Here is a 20,380-nt window from a genome sequence, read left to right as displayed (position 1 = left end):
ACCGCCGCCCACTGGTTATTCCGGTCACCGGCAGGGTAGGTTGACACTCATGGCAGAAGCATTCGACAGAGTAGGGCAGTGGCTTATCCAATTGCCACTGCTTGCGCAGGTCAGCGTGCTATGCGTGGTTCTCCTGGTAGTCGGAGGGTTTGTTGCTTTCGTTCTCGTTGGCGCAATCGATGTTGTCAGCGGTCGTCTGTGGCAGAGGTCGGTGCATCGGCGGGAGCGTTCGCAGGAGCGTCGAGGAGCGGGCAGCGAGAGCTAGCCGATGAGGTAGTGGCCTTGCGGATAGCTCACGGAGAGACCCGATGAATTGAGCTGGGAGAAGCCCCCTTTAAGTGTTGGGTCGCTATCGCTGCCCTAAGGTATGTCTTAAAGTATTAGGAAATTTGCCCAACAGGCTAGAGTTGGGTAGTTCGCAAATATTTCGCAGTAGGGAGCTGAGTTAGCATGCATCGGTCGAGGCACTCGAAGGTCCTACTTGCCCTAATCGTTTTACTTCTTCTCATCCTCATCGCTGGTGCAGTCACCGATTTCCAGTTTTAGGTTCGATTTTAGTGCCGGGCACATAACCTGAAAGATCGGTGAACAGCAAAAATGAGGGACTAAGCGTTCTCGAACCAATTAACGCTTAAATCCGGGGAAGCGAGGCAGGTCCTCGACAAGCACGGCCTTGCCCTCGGCATCGGTTAGCGGAATGCACCAGTTCGGGTACTGGTCGTGGCTCGTGCCCGGCTGGTTCTGGGTACGACGATCGCCGACCATGTCCACCAAGGCCTCACACTTCAGCGCGGATGGCGTCTGGTCGAGGAAGCGGTGCAGCCCCGTGACCAGTGCGTCAATTGGTGGCAGATTATCGCGGGTAAGGGAATGAACATCCATGTCCGCCGCAGCCGTGTCACCAAAGCAGCCGGCTTCCTTGGCCGCACCCAAAACCTTTCGAATCCACTCGAAGTCCCGGCGGTCTTCCTCCGCGACGTCGGAAAGCAATAGTCCCAGGCGTTCCCGTAGCTTGATGTGCTCGCCTGCGAGGTAGCCTGCCGTCGGCGGCAGATCGTGCGTGGTGACGGAGGACAGGCACAGGCTGCGGTAAGCGCTTGGTGGTTTCGGCTGGTCGCCCTCGGATTCAAACCACACAATCGAGGTGCCCATGATGCCCCGCGAGGCCAGGTAGTCCTGCACCCACGGCTCGAAAGTGCCCAGGTCTTCACCTACGACGACGGCTCCAGCGAGCTCGGCCTCAAGTGCGAGAATGCCGACCATTGCCTCGTGGTCGAAGTACAGGTAGGTGCCATTGACGGGGGACTCCATTCGCGGCATGACCCAGAGGCGGAACATACCCAGCACGTGGTCAACACGAATGCCACCTGCGTGGCGAAGGATTGTGCGCAGCATGTCGCGCCAGGGGCGGTAGCCGGCCTCGGCTAGCTTGTGCGGGTTCCACGGCGGCTGCGACCAGTCTTGACCGCGCTGGTTAAAACCGTCTGGCGGTGCGCCAACAGAGATGGCAGGAGCGAGCCAATCCGCGAGGTTCTCGGCGTCCGCACCGCCGGGGTGCACGCCGACGGCAAGGTCGGCCATGATGCCGATGCGCATACCCGCATCCAGGGCTGCCTCTTGTGCCTGGCCGAGCTGCTGATCGAGAATCCACTGCACCCAGAGGTGGAAGTGGAAGATTTCCTCCCGCAGAGATTCGACACTGGCGTGGTTACCCAACGGTGGAACCAACTCGATATCGTTCTCGGCTACGGCACCAGAATCGGAAGTGGCAGCGCGTGCAGCATCGCGGGCAGCAGCGCGATCCGCGAGTTCGCGCTCGGTGCACCACGACGCGTAGTCGTATATGCCACGGCCCTCGGCCTCCAGCCAACGGTCAAATTCCGCCTGGCGTGCGCTGGACAGGGGGATCTTGTGAATTGCCCGCAATACCTTGAGCTTTGCAGCGTAGATGGGGTTGCGGTCAATCTCATCAGGGCTGTGATTGAGTTGGTGGAAAGAGTTCGCTAGCGCACGGGCTTCATCGGCCTCGTCCTTGTCCAGGTACCCGAACTCGTCGATAAGCTCTGGGCGCGCGTACAGCGGATTGACATAGCGGCGCGTGGTGGGCAGGTACGGCGAGTCTTCTACCGGAGGCAGTGGCTCTGCGGCGTGCAACGGATTGATGAGGACGAAATCAGAGCCCGCGTGCTGCGCGCTGACCTGTGCCAAGTCGCCGAGGGTAGCGAAATCGCCAATACCCCAGCTGCGGCTGGAGCGTACCGAGTACAGCTGTGCCATGACACCATGCGCAGGATTCTGCACGTACTTGTCGGCAGTGGCGAGACGGTTGGGGGTTACGGCCACATCGCACTCAGCGACGTTGTCATCGTTGACTGCGCGCAAGCGATGCCAACCAAGTGGCAGATCCTCTGGAATTGCGAAGGCGGCTTCACCCATCAACACATCGCCGACCTGGCGTGGCGGAACCAAGTGGTGCACCTGCGCGCAGGGCCATTCTGCGCCGTCCTCCAGTTTCACAGTCACGCTGACATTGCTGCCGTGTGGTACGTGAACGAGAACTCGGTGGAAGATGCCCTGGCGGGTAACTACCACGGGCGGGAGAAGGCGAGACCACTGCGTGTCTGCCCACTCACGACGGGCGTCGTTGATGTCGGCATCGCTGGGATCTGGGCCCAAATCGATGTCGAGAGCAGCGAGAGTTTTTAGCACTGTCTCACGAGAGACGTGCACGAGTTGGCCCTCGGTGGAGTAGTAGGAAACCCCAACTCCGACATCTTTAGCGAGGTCGGCGAGTGGAGAGGAAAGGGGAGGATTGGAAGCTGCCTGTGTCACCCTTTCCATCATGCCAGTTTAGAAAAACTTTGCCAGTAGTAAGGTAAATCACTTCGTTATCGAAATATTTACTGAAATCACAACGGCGCAGGGTTTGATGTTCTAAGTTGATTCCTAACGAAACCAACGACGGACAGAACTACCGAAAGTAGGGGTTTGTAACTCGATGCGTGAATATACTACCGAGGCGAAATACGTCATCGGCGAGGACGAAACGATTATTACCTCGCTGCAGGAGCTGGTGCAGAAGCGCCCGAAGCTGGTGCTTTTCACCCGCCCCAAGAACTTTGAGTGGGTAAATGTCACTGCTCAGGAGTTCTATGACGAGGCAAAGGGCGTCGCTAAGGGGCTAATTGCCAACGGTGTGCAGCCGGGCGACCGCGTAGCGCTGCTCAGTGAGACTCGCTACGAGTGGAACCTGATCAATACCGCTATCTGGATGGCAGGCGCTGCTGTTGTCCCGATTTACGGCTCTTCTTCGTCTGGCCAGATTCGTTGGATTATTGAAAACTCCGGTGCTGTTTTCGCATTTACCGAGTCGCGTGAGCACACCGACCGCATGAAGCCTCTGCTGGTCGAAAAGGGCACCGAGAACCCGGAGGGCGAGTCTCAGCTGCGTCGTGTACTGGAGATTAACGCTTCCGCTACTGACACCATTAGCTACGAAGGCCGTGACATTGACGGCGACGAGGTCGAGCGCCGCATCAAGGACACCAAGGCCGACGACCTGGCAACCGTGATTTACACCTCCGGTACCACTGGTCGTCCGAAGGGCTGCGTGCTCCTGCACAGCAACTGGCTGGCGGAGGCCCGCGCCATCCTCACCAACGAGATTGGCCTGATTGCCCGTCCGGGTAACCGCATTCTGACCTTCCTGCCGTTGGCGCACGTGTTGGCTCACGCAGTGTCCCTGGCTTCGATGATTTCCGGTGCTACCCAGTCTCACTGGGCTGATACCAAGACCGTCACCCTGGAGTTCCAGCGTTCCCGTCCGCACATGATTCTCGGTGTGCCGCGCGTGTTCGAGAAGGTTCGTGACTCCGCCTACGCCTCCGCTAAGGAGAAGGGCGCATTCGGTCTGGCCATGTTCGAGCGTGCTGAGGCCACCGCCATCGAGTACTCCAAGGCGCTGGATACTCCGGCAGGTCCGTCGCGTGTCTTGAAGCTGCGTCGCCAGCTCTACGATCGCCTGCTGTTCTCGAAAATTCGCGCAGCTATGGGTGAGGCCGTGCAGTACACCATTTCCGGTGGTTCGGCTCTGTCCTCTGACCTCGGGCACTTCTTCCGTGGTCTCGGTGTGCCTGTCTACGAAGGCTACGGTCTGACTGAGTCCACGGCTGCCGTCACCGTGAACAACCCGAGCGAGCAAATCATTGGTACCGTCGGTCGTCCGGTCGGTGGCTGTTCCGCCGCTATCGCTGATGATGGCGAAGTTCTGCTGCGTGGTCCGGTTGTGTTCGACCGCTACTGGAAGAACGAAGAGGCTACCAAGGAAGCCTTCATCGACGGCGAATGGTTTAAGACTGGTGACCTCGGTGAGCTGACCGAAGAAGGCCACCTGAAGATCACCGGCCGCAAGAAGGACCTCATTGTCACCGCAGGTGGTAAGAATGTCGCGCCGGGTCCGATGGAAGACCGCATGCGTGCGCACCCGCTGGTGTCCCAGGCAGTCGTCATCGGCGATGGTCGTCCGTTCGTCTCCGTGTTGGTCACTCTCGATGAGGAGGCACTGGAGAAGTGGAAGATTGAGCACTCCGTCCCCGAGCACACCTCGATCCGTGAACTCGCTGCCTCCAGCGCAGTTTTGCGCGCCGAGATTCAGGACGCCGTCAACTCCGCTAACGAGCTGGTTTCTCACGCAGAGGCCATTAAGAAGTTCCATATTCTGGACAGTGACTTCACCGAGGAAAGCGGCGAGCTGACCCCGACCATGAAGGTCAAGCGCAACATTGTCATGGACAACTACTCGCGTGACATTGAGGCTCTCTACCAGCGTTAATTCACGTTCTGCCAGCCGTCGATAGAAAACGGCAGCGTGTTGTTACCGCGCTAGCGCCCCTCACCCCATTAAGGTGAGGGGCGCTAGAAATTTTTAAGGAGTTTTCAGTTTTCGAAAGTCGGCATTCGTCAATGTTCGTCGGTATTCGAAAGCGGAAAACTGCAAGGATGTCACCGACACCGAAGATGTCGTGGGAGGGCGGGTAATGATTAACCACTTCGATGCTCGGCTACGCCTGCGCGAAGTGACCCAAGAGCTCTACGACATTGGTGACGAAGTTGCCGAACACATCGAGCACCTTGCTCAGGCGGTTGCTGATGTAGATCGTGAGCTGGTGGACGAATGTGTCCTCGAGCTCGCTGACATCGTCGACGAGGCCGTTGAGGACTGCCGCCCTCTGATTGGTGAACTTGATGGTCTACGCCAAGCGTTTACCTCCGGCATTCGCTCGGGGCGCATCGGTACTCTTTCCTCCGCTTCGACACCGCGGCGACACCCGCATCCGGCACCGAAGTCGCCGGATGTGCAGTCACTGTCGCTGATCCCGGCACCATTGCAGCATCCGGTTGCAGTCCCTACGGTCACGCAGGCAATGATTGCTCGCTCCGATGCCGTGGCTTCTTACCTGGAGGAACTCGCCGACTGGGTTTCCGCCGAAAACATCCGAGGCGTGGAAAAGCTCGGTAGTGTGGTGCTTCCGCAGCTTTACGCGCAGTCTGGCCGCCGAGCACTGTCCGCTGCCGCCGCTTGGTGTGTTGCTGTTCCCGAGACTCATCCGGCAGTTGCCAATGCGCTGCGCGGCCGTAGGCCTCCGGAGTTCCTGATGGAACGTGCCCGCATCGATGAAATTGTCCGCCGCGTCAAGCAACGTCGAGCCAAGGAGCATGCGTGAGCGAAGCCTCCGCACACACCGATTCCTTCGGTGTCTACTTACACGTCCCATTCTGTGCCACCCGTTGTGGCTACTGTGATTTCAACACGTACACGCCAGGTCAGCTGGGCAGTGGCGCAACGCAGGGAGATTACCTCGATGCCATCGTGGCCGAGCTTGGGATGGCCGTCGTAAAGCACCCCGAACTCGCGCGTGGCGCCGATACCGTGTTTATCGGCGGTGGTACGCCGTCGATGTTGGGGGCGAGTGGTCTTCGTCGTCTGCTCGACGGTGTGCGCAACAGCTTTGGGCTTGCCGACGATGCCGAGGTCACCACCGAGTCGAATCCCGAGTCGACCTCCCCGGAGTTTTTCGAAGGCCTGGCCGAGGCAGGGTTTACCCGTGTGAGCTTGGGCATGCAGTCGGCCGTGCCGCATGTGCTTACCACTCTGGATCGTACGCACACGCCGGGGCGTCCCGCGGCGGCAGTGGCGGAGGCACGCGCTGCCGGTTTTGAGCACATCAACCTCGACGTTATTTATGGCACGCCAGGGGAGTCGATGTCGGACCTCGATACGACGCTGGAGGCGGTACTGGCCACCGATGTCGACCATGTTTCGGCGTACTCGCTGATCGTCGAACCGGGTACTGCGATGGCGCGAAAGGTGCGTCGCGGTGAACTGCCCATGCCTGACGACGACGATCTCGCCGACCGCTACGAGCGCATCGATGCCGCACTGAGTCAAGCCGGTTTCTCCTGGTACGAGGTGTCCAACTGGGCGAAGCCGGGCGGCCAGTGTCGCCACAATATGCTCTACTGGCGCGATGGAAATTGGTGGGGTGCGGGCCCCGGTGCACATTCGCACCTGGATGGCACGAGGTTTTACAACGTCAAGCATCCGGCTCGCTACGCGGCGACCATTTCCGGCGGAGAGTTGCCGATTAAGGATTCAGAAAGGCTTACGGCCGAGGATCGGCACACTGAGAAGATTATGCTGGGCCTCCGTCTGGCCGAGGGCATCGATGCCAATCTGCTCGGTGAGAATGAGCTGGGTAAGGCACGTCGGCAAGCGGAAGCGGGCATGGTGGAGTTTGTTTCCGTCGATGGCGGCCAGCGGATTCAGCTGACCAATCGCGGTCGTTTGCTGGCCGACGCAATAATTGTTGACATCCTTAGTTAAACTATCCGCATGTCATCTCAGACGGATAAGCGCAGGCAGGAAGTTCTTCGGGCAATTGTCTCGGATTACGTAGCTTCCCAGGAGCCCGTTGGCTCGAAGGCTCTGGTGGAGCGCCACAATCTGGGTGTGTCCTCGGCGACCATTAGAAATGACATGGCGGTGCTGGAGGCTGAAGGTTATATCCAGCAGGAACATGCATCGTCCGGGCGTATCCCGACTGAGAAGGGCTACCGCCTTTTTGTGGACAATCTTTCGCAGATTAAGCCGCTGTCCCGGGCCGAGCGCCGAGCTATCCTCGAGTTCCTCGAAGGCGGCGTCGATCTGGAGGACGTGCTGCGCCGCAGTGTGCAGCTGCTGGCCCAGCTAACTCGTCAGGTCGCAGTGGTGCAGGTGCCGACGCTGGAGGTCTCCCGCGTCCGGCACTGCGAGGTCGTACAGCTCGCCGACGCGCGATTGTTGCTGGTAGTCATCACTGACACCGGGCGCGTGGAGCAGCGCAATGTTGAGCTGCCAGCACCGATGGATCCCGATCTCGTGCCGCTCTTGCGTGAGCATTTCAACCGCGCAATGTCGGGGCACACGCTTGCCGACGCGTCGATTGCGATCTCCGATCTTGCGGCTAACGCCCCGCGTGATTTGCGGGATGTGCTTATTCGCTGCTCGACGGTGCTGGTGGAGTCGTTGATTGAGAAGCCGAATGACAGACTCATCCTGGCCGGGGCATCGAATTTGACCCGTGGTAATATGGCCGGTCGCTTACCTTCTACGTTGCCCATGGTTCTTGAAGCTCTCGAAGAACAGGTGGTCGTGCTGAAACTGCTGTCGGCCGCGCAGGATTTGCACCACGTTCGCGTTTCCATCGGTGAGGAAAACGAGGACGAGGAGCTGCGCGCTACCTCAGTTGTTTCAACTGGCTATGGCACCGGCACCGAAATTTTGGGTGGCATGGGCGTAGTTGGCCCCACATTTATGGATTATCCGGGAACAATTTCCTCGGTTGCTGCTGTTGCACAGTACGTTGGCCGGGTATTGAAAGGAAGTAGCTAAAGTTGGCACGCGACTATTACGGCATCCTCGGAGTGGAGAAGGACGCTACGGACGCTGAGATTAAGAAGGCGTACCGAAAGCTGGCGCTCAAGTACCACCCAGACCGTAATCCGGGTGATGAAGAAGCTGCGGAGAAGTTCCGTGAGGCATCTGAGGCGAACGAGGTCCTGCTGGATCCTGAAAAGCGCCGGATTGTGGATATGGGAGGAGATCCTCTCAATCCGCAGGGCGGTATGCCAGGCGGTGGCTTCGGCGGTTTCGGCGGCGGCGGAGTCGGCGATATCTTCGAAGCATTCTTCGGCGGTGCGGGCGGTACCCGCCAGCGCCGCTCGCGTGTACAGCCAGGTGCAGATGCGCTGCTGCGTATTTCGCTGGGCCTCGATGAGGCATTCACCGGTGTCCGCAAGCCCATCACGGTGGACACCGCGGTGCTGTGTGAGCAGTGCGAGGGAACTGGCTCGAAGTCCAAATCCAAGCCGAAGATGTGTACCAGCTGTGATGGCACTGGCGAGATTCAGCAGGTCCAGCGTTCCTTCCTGGGCAATGTGATGACCTCGCGGCCGTGCCCGACTTGTGAGGGCACCGGCGAGATCATCCCCGATCCGTGTAACAACTGTGGCGGTGACGGTCGCGTGCGCGCTCGCCGTGACCTGACCGTGAATGTCCCAGCAGGTATCTCTGATGGGATGCGTATTCGTATGGCCGGTCAGGGCGAGGTCGGTCCGGGCGGTGGCCCGGCGGGTGATCTCTACGTGGAAGTTGCCATGGACCCACACCCGGTATTCGAGCGCGAGGGTGATGACCTGCACTTTAACGTTCAGGTTCCAATGGCCGATGCTGCACTTGGCACCGAGTTTGAGGTCGACGACCTGCTCGGCGAGCCAATGACCATCAAGGTTGATTCGGGCACCCAGCCGGCAGAGCAGATTCGTCTGTCGGGCAAGGGCATGCCGCATCTGCGCGGCGAGGGCAACGGTGACGTGGTTGCCCACGTCGATGTCACGGTGCCGACGAAGCTGGACCGCAAGTCCCGTGAACTGTTGGAGAAGCTCCGCGACCACCGCGATGATGATGCCAAGGTGGCTAATTCCGGCGAGCGACACGGATTCTTCTCCCGTTTCCGTCGCCGTTGAACACGCCATCCCCCCATAGCCCCACAGTGAGTGTGAAGCACGCATGAGTTTGCCCGTATTCCTCGGTGATTTCGCCGAGCTGCCGCACCCGGAGGAAATCATTCGGATCCTCGGGCCTGAGGCAAAGCACATCAGCGTTCGCAGGTTGAAGGAAGGCTCGGAGATTCTCCTGGCCAATGGCGCGGACATGGTGGTGCGGGCACAGCTTATGCATGTTGACCCGCGCGAGGTTCACGTCCGCGTAATCGCTGCCGAGAAGCGTGCACGTCCAACGCCGCACGTCACGGTAGTGCAGGCGTTGCCGAAGTCGGATCGTGCCGAGCTCGCTGTTGACTTGATGACCGAGGCTGGGGTTGACGAGATTATCCCGTGGGCGGCAGTGAACTGTGTGGCCCGTTGGCAGGGTGCAGCAAAGGTCACCAAGGCGCGCGCAAAGTGGCAGTCGGCTGCACGCGAGGCAGCGAAGCAGTCTCGCCGTGCATGGATTCCGCCGGTTGCAGATCTGCATAGCTCCGCTGATATCGAGCAACTCATCCGGGAAACTACGTCAGCAGGTGGTGCGGCAGCAGTTTTGCACGAGGAGGAAACAACTCCATTCGTGGACTTCGCCGCACAAACAGCAAACGCTGACAAGGTTCTTTTCATCGTCGGCCCAGAAGGGGGAGTGAGCCCCGAGGAACTCGAGGCCTTCCGCGCCGCCGGCGCGAGTTCGGTGGTGCTCGGCCCGACGGTTCTCCGTAGCGCCCTGGCTGGAGCTGCTGCTCTCAGTGCGCTGGGCCCGCTGACGAAGCGGTGGGGCGGCACGCCCAAGAGTGGTCAGTAGGATAGACGCATAATGACAAAATATTCAGTAACTGCTCGTACCACGGCCGTCGTCGAGCTCGATGATAATCTCGCGCCGATTGTGGTCGGTCACGCGGATCAGAACCTACGTCTGCTGGAATCTCTGCTGGCAGCGGATATTCATGTCCGCGGCGGAGTTGTGACAATCAAGGGTGCTCCGGCGGATGTTTCGTTGGCTGTCCGCGCGTTCAAGGAGCTTGAGGCAATGGCCCGTCGTGGCCATGAGCTCTCCCCGGAATCAGTGCGGCACGCGGTGGGCATCGTCGATCGCGGTGAAAAGTCCGCCAGTGAGGTGCTCGGTGGCGGAATTGTGACGCACCGCGGCAAGACCGTGCGTCCGAAGACCGAGGGGCAGAAGAACTATGTCGATGCCATCGACCGCTATAACGTTGTTTTCGGTATCGGCCCCGCCGGTACGGGCAAGACCTTCTTGGCTATGGCAAAGGCTGTTGCCGCACTGAAGGATAAGCAGGTTGAGCGCATTATTCTGACTCGTCCGGCGGTGGAGGCCGGGGAGAACCTGGGCTTTTTGCCGGGTACTTTGCACGAGAAGATTGACCCCTACCTGCGCCCGCTGCACGATGCGATGCGCGAGATGCTTGAACCGGAGCTAATTCCAAAGCTGATGGAAACCGGGGTAGTGGAGGTTGCACCACTGGCTTATATGCGTGGTCGCACCTTGAACAATGCGTTCATCATTCTCGATGAGGCGCAGAACACCACTCCAGCACAGATGAAGATGTTCCTCACGCGTTTGGGCTTCGGATCGAAGATGGTCATCACAGGTGATGCCAGCCAGGTTGACCTGCCCCGTGGGCAGAAGTCCGGTCTGGCAGTTGCCCGTGAGGTGTTGCGTGGCGTGCCGGGAATCGCGTTTCCGGCGTTGGCCGCGGCCGATGTGGTGCGAAACCCCTTGGTCACCGCAATTGTCGAGGCCTACGATGACTACGATGCCTATAACGAGGGCATTGCGCAGGGCGCCGAGTCCTCACCCAAGCGACAGTCCGCCACCAAGCGATAAAGGACGCTGAAATTACATGAGCATTGAAGTTTTCAACGAGTCCGGTCAGGGCGTCAATGAAGAATCGCTTATCGACGTTGCCCGTTATGCGTTGGGTCGCCTGGACGTGCATCCGGCAGCTGAGCTGAGCATTCACATTGTCGACTTGAAGACGATTGAAGATCTCCACGTGCGCTGGCTGGACCTGCCGGGGCCGACGGATGTGATGAGCTTCCCGATGGATGAGCTCACTCCCGGCTCTGGTCGCCCCGATGCTGCCAGCCCAGGACCTGCCATGCTTGGCGACATCGTGTTGTGCCCCGAGTTCGCTGCGGGCCAGGCTGAGCGCGCAGGCCACCCTCTGAGCCACGAGCTGGTGCTGCTCACCGTGCATGGTGTGCTGCACCTGTTGGGCTATGACCACGTCACTGCTGAGGAAGAGCGCCAGATGTTCTCCCTGCAGAATGGTCTGTTGGCGGACTGGTACGACGACATCGATCGTCGTGGTGTCAGTTTTTCCGAAAAACCGATTAACCCCAATGCGTTCCCGGAACGTTCTAACGAGCGATGATCACTTTGATAATTGTCGCCGTTGTGGCGATGATCTGCGCTGGCGGACTTAACACAGTCGAAACTGCGGTCGCAGGCATTTCCCGTGCACGCGTGGCTGAGCTGCAGCGTGACGAGGTCGCGGGTGCTAATGCGCTTCTCAAGGTCGTAGAAAATCGCGCTCGGCACGTCAATGTGCTGGTGATTTTGCGTACGCTGTGCGAGTCAATCGGTGCAGTGACGCTTGCGGCAGTTTGTCTTAAGCTTTTCGAGCCGGAGCGCTGGGCCATTGTGGCTGCAGTGGTGTTGTTGGCTCTGTTCACCTTCCTGGTCCTCGGGGTGTTTTCCCGCACGATGGGTCGGAAGAATCCGTACTCGATTTCCCTCGCCACCGCGGTCGTTCTGAGTTTTATGGCCAAGGTGTTGGGGCCACTGGAAAAGTTGCTGATTTGGTTCGGCAACATCATCACCCCTGGTGGTGGCTTCCGCGATGGCCCGTTCGCCACTGAAGTCGAGTTGCGCGAGATGGTCGATATCGCCCAGGAGCGCGGCATTGTGGAGCACGATGAGCGCCGCATGATTCAGTCTGTGTTCGATCTCGCGGAAACGTCGGCACGCGTTGTTATGGTTCCGCGCCCAGAGATGGTGTGGATTGAGGCGGATAAGCACTGTGGTCAGGCAGTGGCCCTATGCGTGAAGTCGGGTCACTCGCGACTGCCGGTGATTGGCGAGAGCGTTGAGGACATCGTCGGCGTCATTTACTTGAAGGACATTGTCCAGCAGACGTACTCGCGTACTGATGGCGGCCGCGGTGTTCGCGTCTCCGAGGTCATGCGTGACTGCGTTTTTGTGCCCGATTCCAAGCCACTGGATGACCTGCTCGATGAAATGCAGCGCACCCGCAATCACATCGCCATCCTCATCGATGAATACGGATCGGTCGCCGGCCTTATCTCTATTGAGGACATCCTCGAGGAGATTGTCGGTGAGATCGCCGACGAATACGACGAGGCCGAGCAGGCCCCCATCGAACCACTGGGGGATGCCTCCTACCGCGTGCAGGCGCGCCTCAGCTTGGGCGAGCTCATAGAGCTTTACGACGAAGCCCACGGGCGCCAACTCGTCTTCGATGACGAGGTCACCGATGAGGTGGATACGGTCTCCGGTCTGTTGGCATATGAGCTTGGACGTGTGCCACTGCCCGGTTCGTACGTAGAATATGCAGGACTGAAGTTTACCGCCGAGGGCTCGCGTGACCGTCGTGGTCGTATGCGAGTACGCACTGTGGTGGTGGAGCCGACTGCGGAGTTTTACTCCGAGGAAGAAGATACTGATGGGCAATCTTGATGACATGCTGGCCAATGCTGGACTTGGCGGAGATGCTGATGATTACAGCGCGCCGGAGGGCTTTCGCTCTGGGTTCGTTTCCATTGTGGGGCGTCCGAATACCGGTAAGTCCACGCTGACCAATTCCCTGGTGGGCGAGAAGATCGCTATTACCGCTAACCAGCCGGAAACCACGCGTCATCCAGTCCGAGGTGTAGTCCACCGCGAGAACTGTCAGATTGTTGTCGTGGATACGCCAGGTCTGCACAAGCCACGCACGCTGCTCGGTGAGCGCCTGAATGACATGGTTCAGGAGACCTACTCCGATGTGGACTTGGTCGCGATGGTCGTGCCTGCCGACGAGAAAATTGGCCCCGGTGACCGCTGGATTTACGAGAACGTCTCCAAAGGTTGCAAGAACATCATGGGCATTGTGTCCAAGGTGGATAAGGTCTCGCGCGACACCATTATTGAGCGCCTGATCGAGCTGCAGGAGTTGCTCGGTCCGGATGCCGAGCTGGTGCCACTTTCGTCGAAGTCCGGCGAGAACATCAACACGCTGATTGATGTCATGGCTTCCCAGTTGCCGGAGGGACCGCGCCTGTACCCGAAGGGGCACATCACCGATGAGGATCTGCACACCCGGATGGCGGAGCTCATTCGCGAGGCGGCCCTCGGCGGTCTGCGCGATGAGTTGCCGCATTCCGTGGCAGTCCAGATTGATGAGGTGCTGCCGAACCAGGATCGCGAAGGCGTCCTGGATGTCCACGCCGTTATCTATGTCGAGCGTTCGGGGCAGAAGTCCATCCTCATGGGGCGCGACGGTCGACGCATGGGCACCACCATTCACAAGGCTCGTAAGGAACTCATTGCGCTGCTCGGTCAGAATGTTTACCTCGACCTGCGCGTGAAGGTGCTGAAGGACTGGCAGTCGGACCCGAAGCAGCTGGGCAAGTTGGGATTCTAAAAAGTTGGTCGAGCCGTATCGCGACCGTGCGCTGGTCGTACGCCGCTACGACCTCGGCGAAGCCGACCGCATCATCGTCCTTTTCACCCGCGACCACGGCCTAGTCCGCGGTGTCGCCAAAGGCGTGCGCCGCGCGAAGAGCCGCTTCGGCTCCCGCCTCTCACCATTCGTCGACGTGGATGTCAACATCTACCCACGCCGAGGACTGTCCACTATCGCAGGCGCAGATACCGTGCGCACGTGGGCAGCACCGCTTGTCGACGACTATGCGCGCTACACCTGTGCGTGTGCAGTCCTGGACGTCGCCGAACGCATTGTCGGCGAGGAGCAAGTGCCGGCTCCCGAATTGTGGGATCTCACCACCCAATCGCTCGACGACGTTGCGGCCGGTCGCCATCGCCCCGATTTGTTGCTGACCTCCTACATCCTGCGAGCAATGGCGCAGGCAGGTTGGCAGCCAAGCCTCTTTGAATGCGCAGGCTGCGGCAAAGCCGGGCCTCATCATGCGTTTTCTCCCGCATTAGGTGGAGCAGTGTGCACCAACTGCAGGCCACCGGGTGCAGATACTCCGCCGACCGAGGTTCTGCATCTGATGTGGCAGCTTGCTCATGAGCAATGGGCGGGCATCGATACGTCGTCAAGCGAATTCGAGGGACGGATGGCGACGGCGCGTACCCTAACGGCGAAGTACCTGCAGTACTACCTGGGCCGCCGGGTGCCGGCGCTGGAACATGTGGATGCTTTTTGGCAGTAAACAGTAGCGGTGGGGCACAATAGGAAGCGTGTTGAATCCTCCTGTACCGCAGCAATTCGTGCCCAATCACATCGCGCTCGTGATGGACGGCAATGGTAGATGGGCCGAACAGCGTGGGCTCAAACGCACCGAAGGGCACAAGCGTGGCGAGGCCGTGCTGATGGAGTGCGTCGATGCTTGTTTGGAGATGGGCGTCAAGCACCTGTCGGCCTACGCATTTTCCACTGAGAATTGGCGTCGTTCGGTCGATGAGGTCCGATTCCTCATGGGCTTTAATCGCGATGTGCTGCGTCGACGTCGTGATGAGCTGGATTCGAAGAACGTTCGCGTGCGTTGGGCAGGGCGTCGTCCGCGACTGTGGCGCTCGGTGATTAAGGAACTTGAGATTGCCGAGGAACAGACGAAGGACAATGACGCGCTAACTCTGTATATGTGCGTCAACTACGGTGGTCGCGCTGAAATTGTTGATGCTGCTAGAGAGATTGCTCGTCAGGCAGCAGCGGGGGAGCTCAGCGAATATGACTTGACCGAGAAGTCTTTCGCACAGTTCCTGGATGAGCCGACTATGCCGGATGTTGATCTGTTCCTGCGTCCATCGGGCGAGCAGCGCACGTCCAACTTCTTAATCTGGCAGTCCGCCTATGCGGAGATGGTCTATCAGGACAAGCTTTTCCCGGATTTCGGTCGGGATGACATGCGCGCCGCAGTGGTGGAGTACGCCAAGCGCGACCGTAGGTTCGGCAAGGCCTAGAGCCGGTATTTTTTTGAGGGGGGGGAGGGAGCCCGGGCTACTTCTTCTGGCAGTCCCTGCACAGGCCGAAGACCTCAGCAGTGTGCCCGGTTAGATTAAAACCGTGCTCCTCCGCCAGGCTGTGAGCCCACTGCTCGACAGGGCCGCCGGCGACTTCAACGGTGCTGCCGCAATCGGTGCAGACCAGGTGATGATGGTGGTGGTCACCGCACAGCCGGTAGAGAGCCTCTCCGGAGGCATTGTGCAGAACATCGACAATGTCCATTTCTGCAAGGGACTGGAGCGTCCGATAGACCGTCGTCAAGCCGACCTTGTCCCCACGTTCCGTCAGCGACTTATGAATGTCAGCAGCGGAGCGAAAATTAGGGGCCTCACTCATAATCGACACGACGGCGCGGCGTTGGCGAGTACTGCGCTGGCCGATGCGGGTTGCGGCCGGCCGCGCGGAGGCGTGTGCCCCGGTGCTAGCGGGGGAGCCCGTACCACGTGGGTTTTCGCCAGAACTAACTTCGTGCATATCTTCGCCAGCCATGTAACCGACACTACCCGGTATCGGTTGGACAAGATGCGCTAGAGTATAGGGGAACTTTTAACTGGCCTGTTGGGGTCAGTACATTTTGCTTTTCATTATGTCGTTCGCCGCACGGAACGGGCTGAATTGTGTGCCCGGAAAAGGCGTGTGGTGTGCGATGCGAAGCCATTTATAAGGAGTGGTCTAGACCGTGGCACCTAAGTCAGTTGTCGATACCGTCGCCAACCTGTGTAAGCGCAGGGGGTTCGTTTACCCGTGTGGTGAAATTTACGGCGGTACCCGCTCGGCATGGGATTACGGTCCCCTGGGTGTGGAGCTGAAGGAAAACATCAAGCGCCAGTGGTGGAAGACCTTCGTCACCGGCCGTAAGGATGTCGTCGGCCTGGATTCCTCCATTATCCTGCCGCGCCAGGTCTGGGAAGCTTCCGGCCACGTCGCTACCTTCACCGACCCGCTGGTGGAGTCCCTGCACACCCACAAGCGCTACCGCGCTGACCACCTGCTGGAGGCCTACGAGGCCAAGCACGGTCACCCGCCGGCCAATGGTTTGGCAGACGTTCCGGACCCGGAGACCGGTCAGCCGGGCAACTGGACCGAGCCGCAGATGTTCTCCGGTCTGATGAAGACCTTCCTCGGCCCGGTCGACAATGAGCAGGGCCTGCACTACATGCGCCCGGAGACCGCTCAGGGTATCTTCGTCAACTTCAAGAACGTTATGACCACGGCTCGCCTGAAGCCACCGTTCGGTATCGGCCAGACCGGTAAGGCATTCCGCAACGAGATCACCCCGGGTAACTTCATCTTCCGTACCCGCGAGTTCGAACAGATGGAGATCGAGTACTTCGTCGCACCGGACCAGGCGGAAGAGAAGTTCGATGAGTGGGTCGACGCCTGCTGGAACTGGTTCATTGACCTGGGCGTTAACCCGGAGAACATGCGTCAGTTCGACGTTCCGAAGGACGAGCGCGCTCACTACTCTGCACGCACGATTGACTTCGAGTACCGCTTCCACTTCCAGGGCAACGAGTGGGGCGAGCTGATGGGTGTCGCCAACCGTACGGACTACGACCTCGGCTGCCACATCGAGCACTCCAAGGAAGACCTGCGTTACCACGACCAGGTCACCGGCGAAAAGTACGTTCCGTACGTCATTGAGCCGTCCTTCGGTCTGACCCGCGCCCTGATGGCCTTCCTGTGTGATGCCTACACCGAGGAAGAGGTGCCGAACGCAAAGGGCGGCACCGACACCCGTACCGTGCTGAAGCTAGACCCGCGTCTGTCGCCGGTTAAGGTTGCTGTTCTGCCGCTGTCGAAGAAGGACACCCTGACTCCGACCGCTGAGGCTGTCGCGGACAAGCTGCGCCAGTACTGGGCCGTCGATTACGACACCTCCGGTGCTATCGGCCGTCGTTACCGTCGCCAGGATGAGATCGGTACTCCGTTCTGTGTCACCGTTGACTTCGATACTCTCGAGGACAACGCTGTGACCGTCCGTGACCGCGACACCATGGAGCAGGAGCGCGTCAAGATTGACGAGCTGGAAGGCTACCTCGCAGCTCGCCTGGTGGGCTGCTAATGGCCGAAGAAGTTTTTTGGGAATCCTATAGTCTCGGCGACGGCTCTCGGGAAAAATCCGAGCAAACCTGGCCGATTCTGAAGGAAAGCACCGAAGTCGGCACGTACATCCGTGATGAGCAGGGCGATCGCCTCAACACCCCGGAAGGGGAGTGGGTCATTGATGCCTCTGCTAATCACCGTGTTTCCGCCACGCTTCCCAACGGCCGCGTGTTCTCGACCGTTGCTGCTGACCGTGACAAGATTTCGCGAGCCAAGCAGCTTTCAGTGACCTTTGGGCCGGATCGTCCTGAAGGCAAGCTGGTGTGCGAGGGATCGACGAACTACGTCATCGAGAATGCGAAGACCGGCGAGAAGTGGGGTCAGTTTACCGGTGCGTCCCGTGGCGTGCGCCACGCAGAGGTGCAGTTCGACACCGATGAGGGCCGTGCGCTGCCGGAAGAGGAGAAGATCTTCCTGGTCTACAGTGCTCGTCGAGTGCTGGAGTCCCGCATGGTTTCCTCTACCTGGATTCTCACTGTCTGCTTGCTCTTGCTGATTGCCTATATGATTTGGGTGTGGATCGTGTAGCAACTATTGCAGACGGCGTCGTTTACGACGAGAACCAAAAGGCCCTGTCCGACGGCTGGAGCTGTCAGGACGGGGTCTTTAGTGCTTTCTGGATCACCTCGCCACAAGGGCGTGGCTGGCAGGTGAAAGCCCGCTTTTTTAGCACGAACGCGCTAGTGATGACGAATCCGGATGAGGGGGATTCTTTCGTCCTAAACAGAGAAGGACGGGGAATTCGCACGGTCTTCGACATCGAGCGGCCAGGCTATGAGCTCGCCCGAATCGTCAGAGAGGACAGTCTAGGCCGAGGGGTATTTGGTGTCTATGCCCAGAAAGGAGACTTCCGGGGGAGTTTCGAAGACTGGCTGATTGCCGCCGCTCTGGCGACGTGGTCTGTGGATGGACCACGCCAGATGCGAATTTAGGCGGGAATCTAGAAGCCCATTGTGCTGCCGGAGCCGCCTGGTCGGCTCGAACCTCCGCCGAAACCGCCGAAGCCACCGATGCTGCCACCAAAGCCGCTGTTGTTGCTGAGCATGCTTCCCAGCACCATGCCGGCGACCATCGATCCGTTGCTGCCGCCACCGCGGCGCTGATCCTGGTAGCGGCGGATGTCACGGCGGGCCAAGTCAGCGGCCTCAGCCGCGAGCTTGCGCGCACGACGTGCGTAGGCCAACGCCTTTCGCGGATCGTCGTTGGCCAAGCCCTGAGCAGAGCCGTAAGCACGCTGCGCCTCCGCGAGGCGAGTGCGAGCCTCAGCGCCAACCACACGGCGGCGGGTAGCAATTAAGTCAGCCGCGGCGCGAATGTGATTGTCGGCATCCTGCATGCTGTGCTGCAAAGTAGCGGTAGCGCGGGCGAACGACGCGGCCTTGTCTCGAGCGGAGTCGAGGGCTTCGTCGAGTAGCTCATCGGCATCGGTCAGTGCGGTCCAGGAACTCAGTGGATCCACTTCGGACTTATTGGCTGCCACACCGAGTGCTTCACGGCCTGCTTCGATGGCCGCATTGAGACGCTCGCGGTTGATGTTGGCGCCTTGCGGTGCCGACATCAGGTGCGAGGCCTCATCGATTTCACCGCGGACCTCGGCGATAAGGGAAGCCAGTCCAGCGACTGCAGCGTGAATATCGCTATCGGCGTGTTCAATGGCCTCCAGAAGACTCTCTGCCTGTGTGAGCGCAAAGTCGGTGGCCGACAGCGCATCAATCAGACCACCTTGCTCACCGGCAGGTAGGTCCGCGATGCGGCGGGCCTCAGACATTGACTGGTCAGCCTGATTCAGGTGCTCCGTGGCCATGTCGATATTGTCGGTCACAGAGCTGAGCATCTGCTCTTCGTAACGTGCGCGCAGACCATCGAGAATTTCGCCGGCACGCGGCATACGTGAACGCAGCTCGACACTTCGCTGAGTGAGCTTCGAAATCGTCGCTTCAGCATTCATCAACTCCTGGCGGAGTTTCTGGAAGTTTGCGGCCTCGCCGTCGAGCTGGTCATCCGCAACACCACAGGTGGAGATAATCTCCAGCAGGACACTGCGGCGCTCGATTTCGTCGGACACGGAGCCGTCGTCAAGCTGTTGGCGAAGTGCAAACGCACGCTCGAGCGTGGACTGAGAGTGCTTCAGTGCGTTGTCGAAGCTGCGGATGCGTTCGGTGCCGAACTCAGCGCGGGCGAGGTCGAGCTCGGTGTTGGCCTTGCGAATGGACTCATCGGTACTGACAATCTCATCGTGCGCAAGAACATCGAGCGAGCTGGTGCTCAGCGAGTCCAGCGAAGAGACATCCTTGGGGTCGATGTTGCGGCCACGAGCGATCTCCTCCTCATCGCGCTTCTTCTTATTGCGGCGGCCCACGGCCCAGGTGGCGCCACCGACAACGGCGGCACCACCGAGGCCGGCGCCGAGTGCCCACCCACCGGCGGAGCCGCTGCCACCGCCTGCCTCGGCGATGGCAGCTTCACCCGCAGCTGCCCAGTTGTCATCCTCTAACAACTGCCCTTGAGCTGCTCTGTTGATGGCCTCCGCGTTGCGGGGGAAGGAGTCTCCGACGAAAGCGCCGAGGTTTCGGTCTTCCACGGCGACGACCAGGACACCGCGGTTGTCGGCAGCTCCGAGGTGCTCCCAGGCCTGCTGCGCCCACTGTTCGCCCTGAATGCCGTCGAAGCTCTTGATGTAAAACACCGAGAACAGGAGTCGCTTCTCTGTCTTGAGCTGCTGAATCTGCTCCTTCAGACGAGCTTCATCGCCGCCGCTCAGCACACCTGCGAGATCAGCCACCTCGCCCGACACATCCGCCGGTGCCTCGGCGTGCGCCAGGGATGCTGACGGCGCGAGTGCCAGCAGCGAAGCAGGTGCGTGAACCGGTGGCTGTGCCGGTAGTGCGGCAGTAATTAGCGGCATGCTCAGGCCGAGAAAAGCACCCGATGCGGCAAGGTAAAGGGGGCGAAACACGCGATTCCTGTCAGACATATCT

The 20,380-nt window shown here is 59.7% G+C and carries 19 protein-coding genes; 16 read left to right on the top strand and 3 right to left on the bottom strand.

Annotated features, from left to right (window positions below):
- The first annotated feature begins 49 nt into the window (after positions 1–49).
- A complete protein-coding gene (locus tag HMPREF3135_RS06065) occupies positions 50–265 on the top strand; it encodes a hypothetical protein (protein WP_069359242.1) in 216 nt (71 codons plus the stop codon).
- 359 nt (positions 266–624) lie between these two features.
- Here the strand turns inward: HMPREF3135_RS06065 and malQ are convergent, their stop codons facing one another.
- Positions 625–2,844 carry a 4-alpha-glucanotransferase gene (malQ, locus tag HMPREF3135_RS06060; protein WP_070438703.1) on the bottom strand — a complete coding sequence of 740 codons (2,220 nt, stop codon included), beginning with the start codon at positions 2,842–2,844 and terminating at the stop codon, positions 625–627.
- A 154-nt stretch (positions 2,845–2,998) separates the two neighbouring features.
- On the opposite strand from malQ, the gene HMPREF3135_RS06055 reads away from it, so the two are divergent.
- The 12 genes from HMPREF3135_RS06055 (at position 2,999) to HMPREF3135_RS06000 (ending at position 15,253) form a co-directional block, all read left to right on the top strand.
- Positions 2,999–4,831: an AMP-dependent synthetase/ligase gene (locus HMPREF3135_RS06055; RefSeq protein ID WP_016423122.1), complete on the top strand. Its 1,833-nt coding sequence runs from the start codon at positions 2,999–3,001 to the stop codon at positions 4,829–4,831.
- A 205-nt stretch (positions 4,832–5,036) separates the two neighbouring features.
- Positions 5,037–5,723 (top strand): hypothetical protein, encoded by a 687-nt coding sequence (locus tag HMPREF3135_RS06050; RefSeq protein ID WP_069359240.1) that lies wholly within the window; start codon positions 5,037–5,039, stop codon positions 5,721–5,723.
- On the top strand, positions 5,720–6,883 hold the full coding sequence (gene hemW / locus HMPREF3135_RS06045; RefSeq protein ID WP_070438700.1) for a radical SAM family heme chaperone HemW: 1,164 nt from the start codon (positions 5,720–5,722) through the stop codon (positions 6,881–6,883). Before HMPREF3135_RS06050 ends, hemW begins: the two co-directional genes overlap by 4 nt.
- Before the next feature lie 9 nt (positions 6,884–6,892).
- The gene (hrcA, locus tag HMPREF3135_RS06040) at positions 6,893–7,930 is read left to right on the top strand and encodes a heat-inducible transcriptional repressor HrcA (RefSeq protein WP_016423119.1); all 1,038 of its coding nucleotides are present in this window, start codon (positions 6,893–6,895) and stop codon (positions 7,928–7,930) included.
- A gap of 2 nt (positions 7,931–7,932) precedes the next feature.
- A complete protein-coding gene (dnaJ, locus tag HMPREF3135_RS06035) occupies positions 7,933–9,063 on the top strand; it encodes a molecular chaperone DnaJ (protein ID WP_070438697.1) in 1,131 nt (376 codons plus the stop codon).
- Between the two features lie 43 nt (positions 9,064–9,106).
- Positions 9,107–9,886: a 16S rRNA (uracil(1498)-N(3))-methyltransferase gene (locus HMPREF3135_RS06030; RefSeq protein WP_049189612.1), complete on the top strand. Its 780-nt coding sequence runs from the start codon at positions 9,107–9,109 to the stop codon at positions 9,884–9,886.
- Between the two features lie 12 nt (positions 9,887–9,898).
- A complete protein-coding gene (locus HMPREF3135_RS06025; protein WP_070438694.1) occupies positions 9,899–10,927 on the top strand; it encodes a PhoH family protein in 1,029 nt (342 codons plus the stop codon).
- Positions 10,928–10,943: 16 nt separating this feature from the next.
- The gene (gene ybeY / locus HMPREF3135_RS06020; RefSeq protein WP_005511056.1) at positions 10,944–11,477 is read left to right on the top strand and encodes an rRNA maturation RNase YbeY; all 534 of its coding nucleotides are present in this window, start codon (positions 10,944–10,946) and stop codon (positions 11,475–11,477) included.
- Positions 11,474–12,802 carry a hemolysin family protein gene (locus tag HMPREF3135_RS06015; protein ID WP_016423115.1) on the top strand — a complete coding sequence of 443 codons (1,329 nt, stop codon included), beginning with the start codon at positions 11,474–11,476 and terminating at the stop codon, positions 12,800–12,802. Before ybeY ends, HMPREF3135_RS06015 begins: the two co-directional genes overlap by 4 nt.
- Positions 12,803–12,806: 4 nt before the next feature.
- Positions 12,807–13,748, top strand: coding sequence for a GTPase Era (gene era / locus HMPREF3135_RS06010; protein ID WP_042389423.1), 942 nt, complete (start codon positions 12,807–12,809; stop codon positions 13,746–13,748).
- 4 nt (positions 13,749–13,752) lie between these two features.
- Entirely contained in the window at positions 13,753–14,502 is a 750-nt protein-coding gene (gene recO / locus HMPREF3135_RS06005; RefSeq protein ID WP_016423113.1) for a DNA repair protein RecO, read from the top strand.
- Positions 14,503–14,533: 31 nt separating this feature from the next.
- Positions 14,534–15,253, top strand: a complete 720-nt coding sequence (locus HMPREF3135_RS06000; RefSeq protein WP_076772257.1) for an isoprenyl transferase — start codon at positions 14,534–14,536, stop codon at positions 15,251–15,253.
- Between the two features lie 37 nt (positions 15,254–15,290).
- Here the strand turns inward: HMPREF3135_RS06000 and HMPREF3135_RS05995 are convergent, their stop codons facing one another.
- Positions 15,291–15,785, bottom strand: coding sequence for a Fur family transcriptional regulator (locus tag HMPREF3135_RS05995; RefSeq protein ID WP_016423111.1), 495 nt, complete (start codon positions 15,783–15,785; stop codon positions 15,291–15,293).
- Positions 15,786–15,975: 190 nt separating this feature from the next.
- Here HMPREF3135_RS05995 and HMPREF3135_RS05990 point away from each other — a divergent pair, with 190 nt between their 5' ends.
- Genes HMPREF3135_RS05990 through HMPREF3135_RS05980 form a run of 3 tightly spaced genes read left to right on the top strand, consistent with a single transcriptional unit; the run spans position 15,976 to position 18,334 of the window.
- A complete protein-coding gene (locus HMPREF3135_RS05990; RefSeq protein WP_049170727.1) occupies positions 15,976–17,361 on the top strand; it encodes a glycine--tRNA ligase in 1,386 nt (461 codons plus the stop codon).
- Positions 17,361–17,930 (top strand): hypothetical protein, encoded by a 570-nt coding sequence (locus HMPREF3135_RS05985; RefSeq protein WP_016423109.1) that lies wholly within the window; start codon positions 17,361–17,363, stop codon positions 17,928–17,930. The genes HMPREF3135_RS05990 and HMPREF3135_RS05985 overlap by 1 nt, the downstream gene beginning before the upstream one ends.
- Positions 17,918–18,334, top strand: coding sequence for a hypothetical protein (locus tag HMPREF3135_RS05980; RefSeq protein ID WP_070438691.1), 417 nt, complete (start codon positions 17,918–17,920; stop codon positions 18,332–18,334). The genes HMPREF3135_RS05985 and HMPREF3135_RS05980 overlap by 13 nt, the downstream gene beginning before the upstream one ends.
- 8 nt (positions 18,335–18,342) lie before the next feature.
- Here HMPREF3135_RS05980 and HMPREF3135_RS05975 read toward each other — a convergent pair whose 3' ends face one another.
- Positions 18,343–20,376, bottom strand: coding sequence for a TPM domain-containing protein (locus HMPREF3135_RS05975; protein WP_246818314.1), 2,034 nt, complete (start codon positions 20,374–20,376; stop codon positions 18,343–18,345).
- Positions 20,377–20,380 lie beyond the last annotated feature (4 nt).

It is taken from the genome of Corynebacterium sp. HMSC14H10 (assembly GCF_001807105.1).
Lineage (GTDB): Bacteria > Actinomycetota > Actinomycetes > Mycobacteriales > Mycobacteriaceae > Corynebacterium > Corynebacterium jeikeium_D.
Note: the sequence above shows the minus strand (reverse complement) of the source record. Positions and strands in the feature narration are given on the sequence as shown.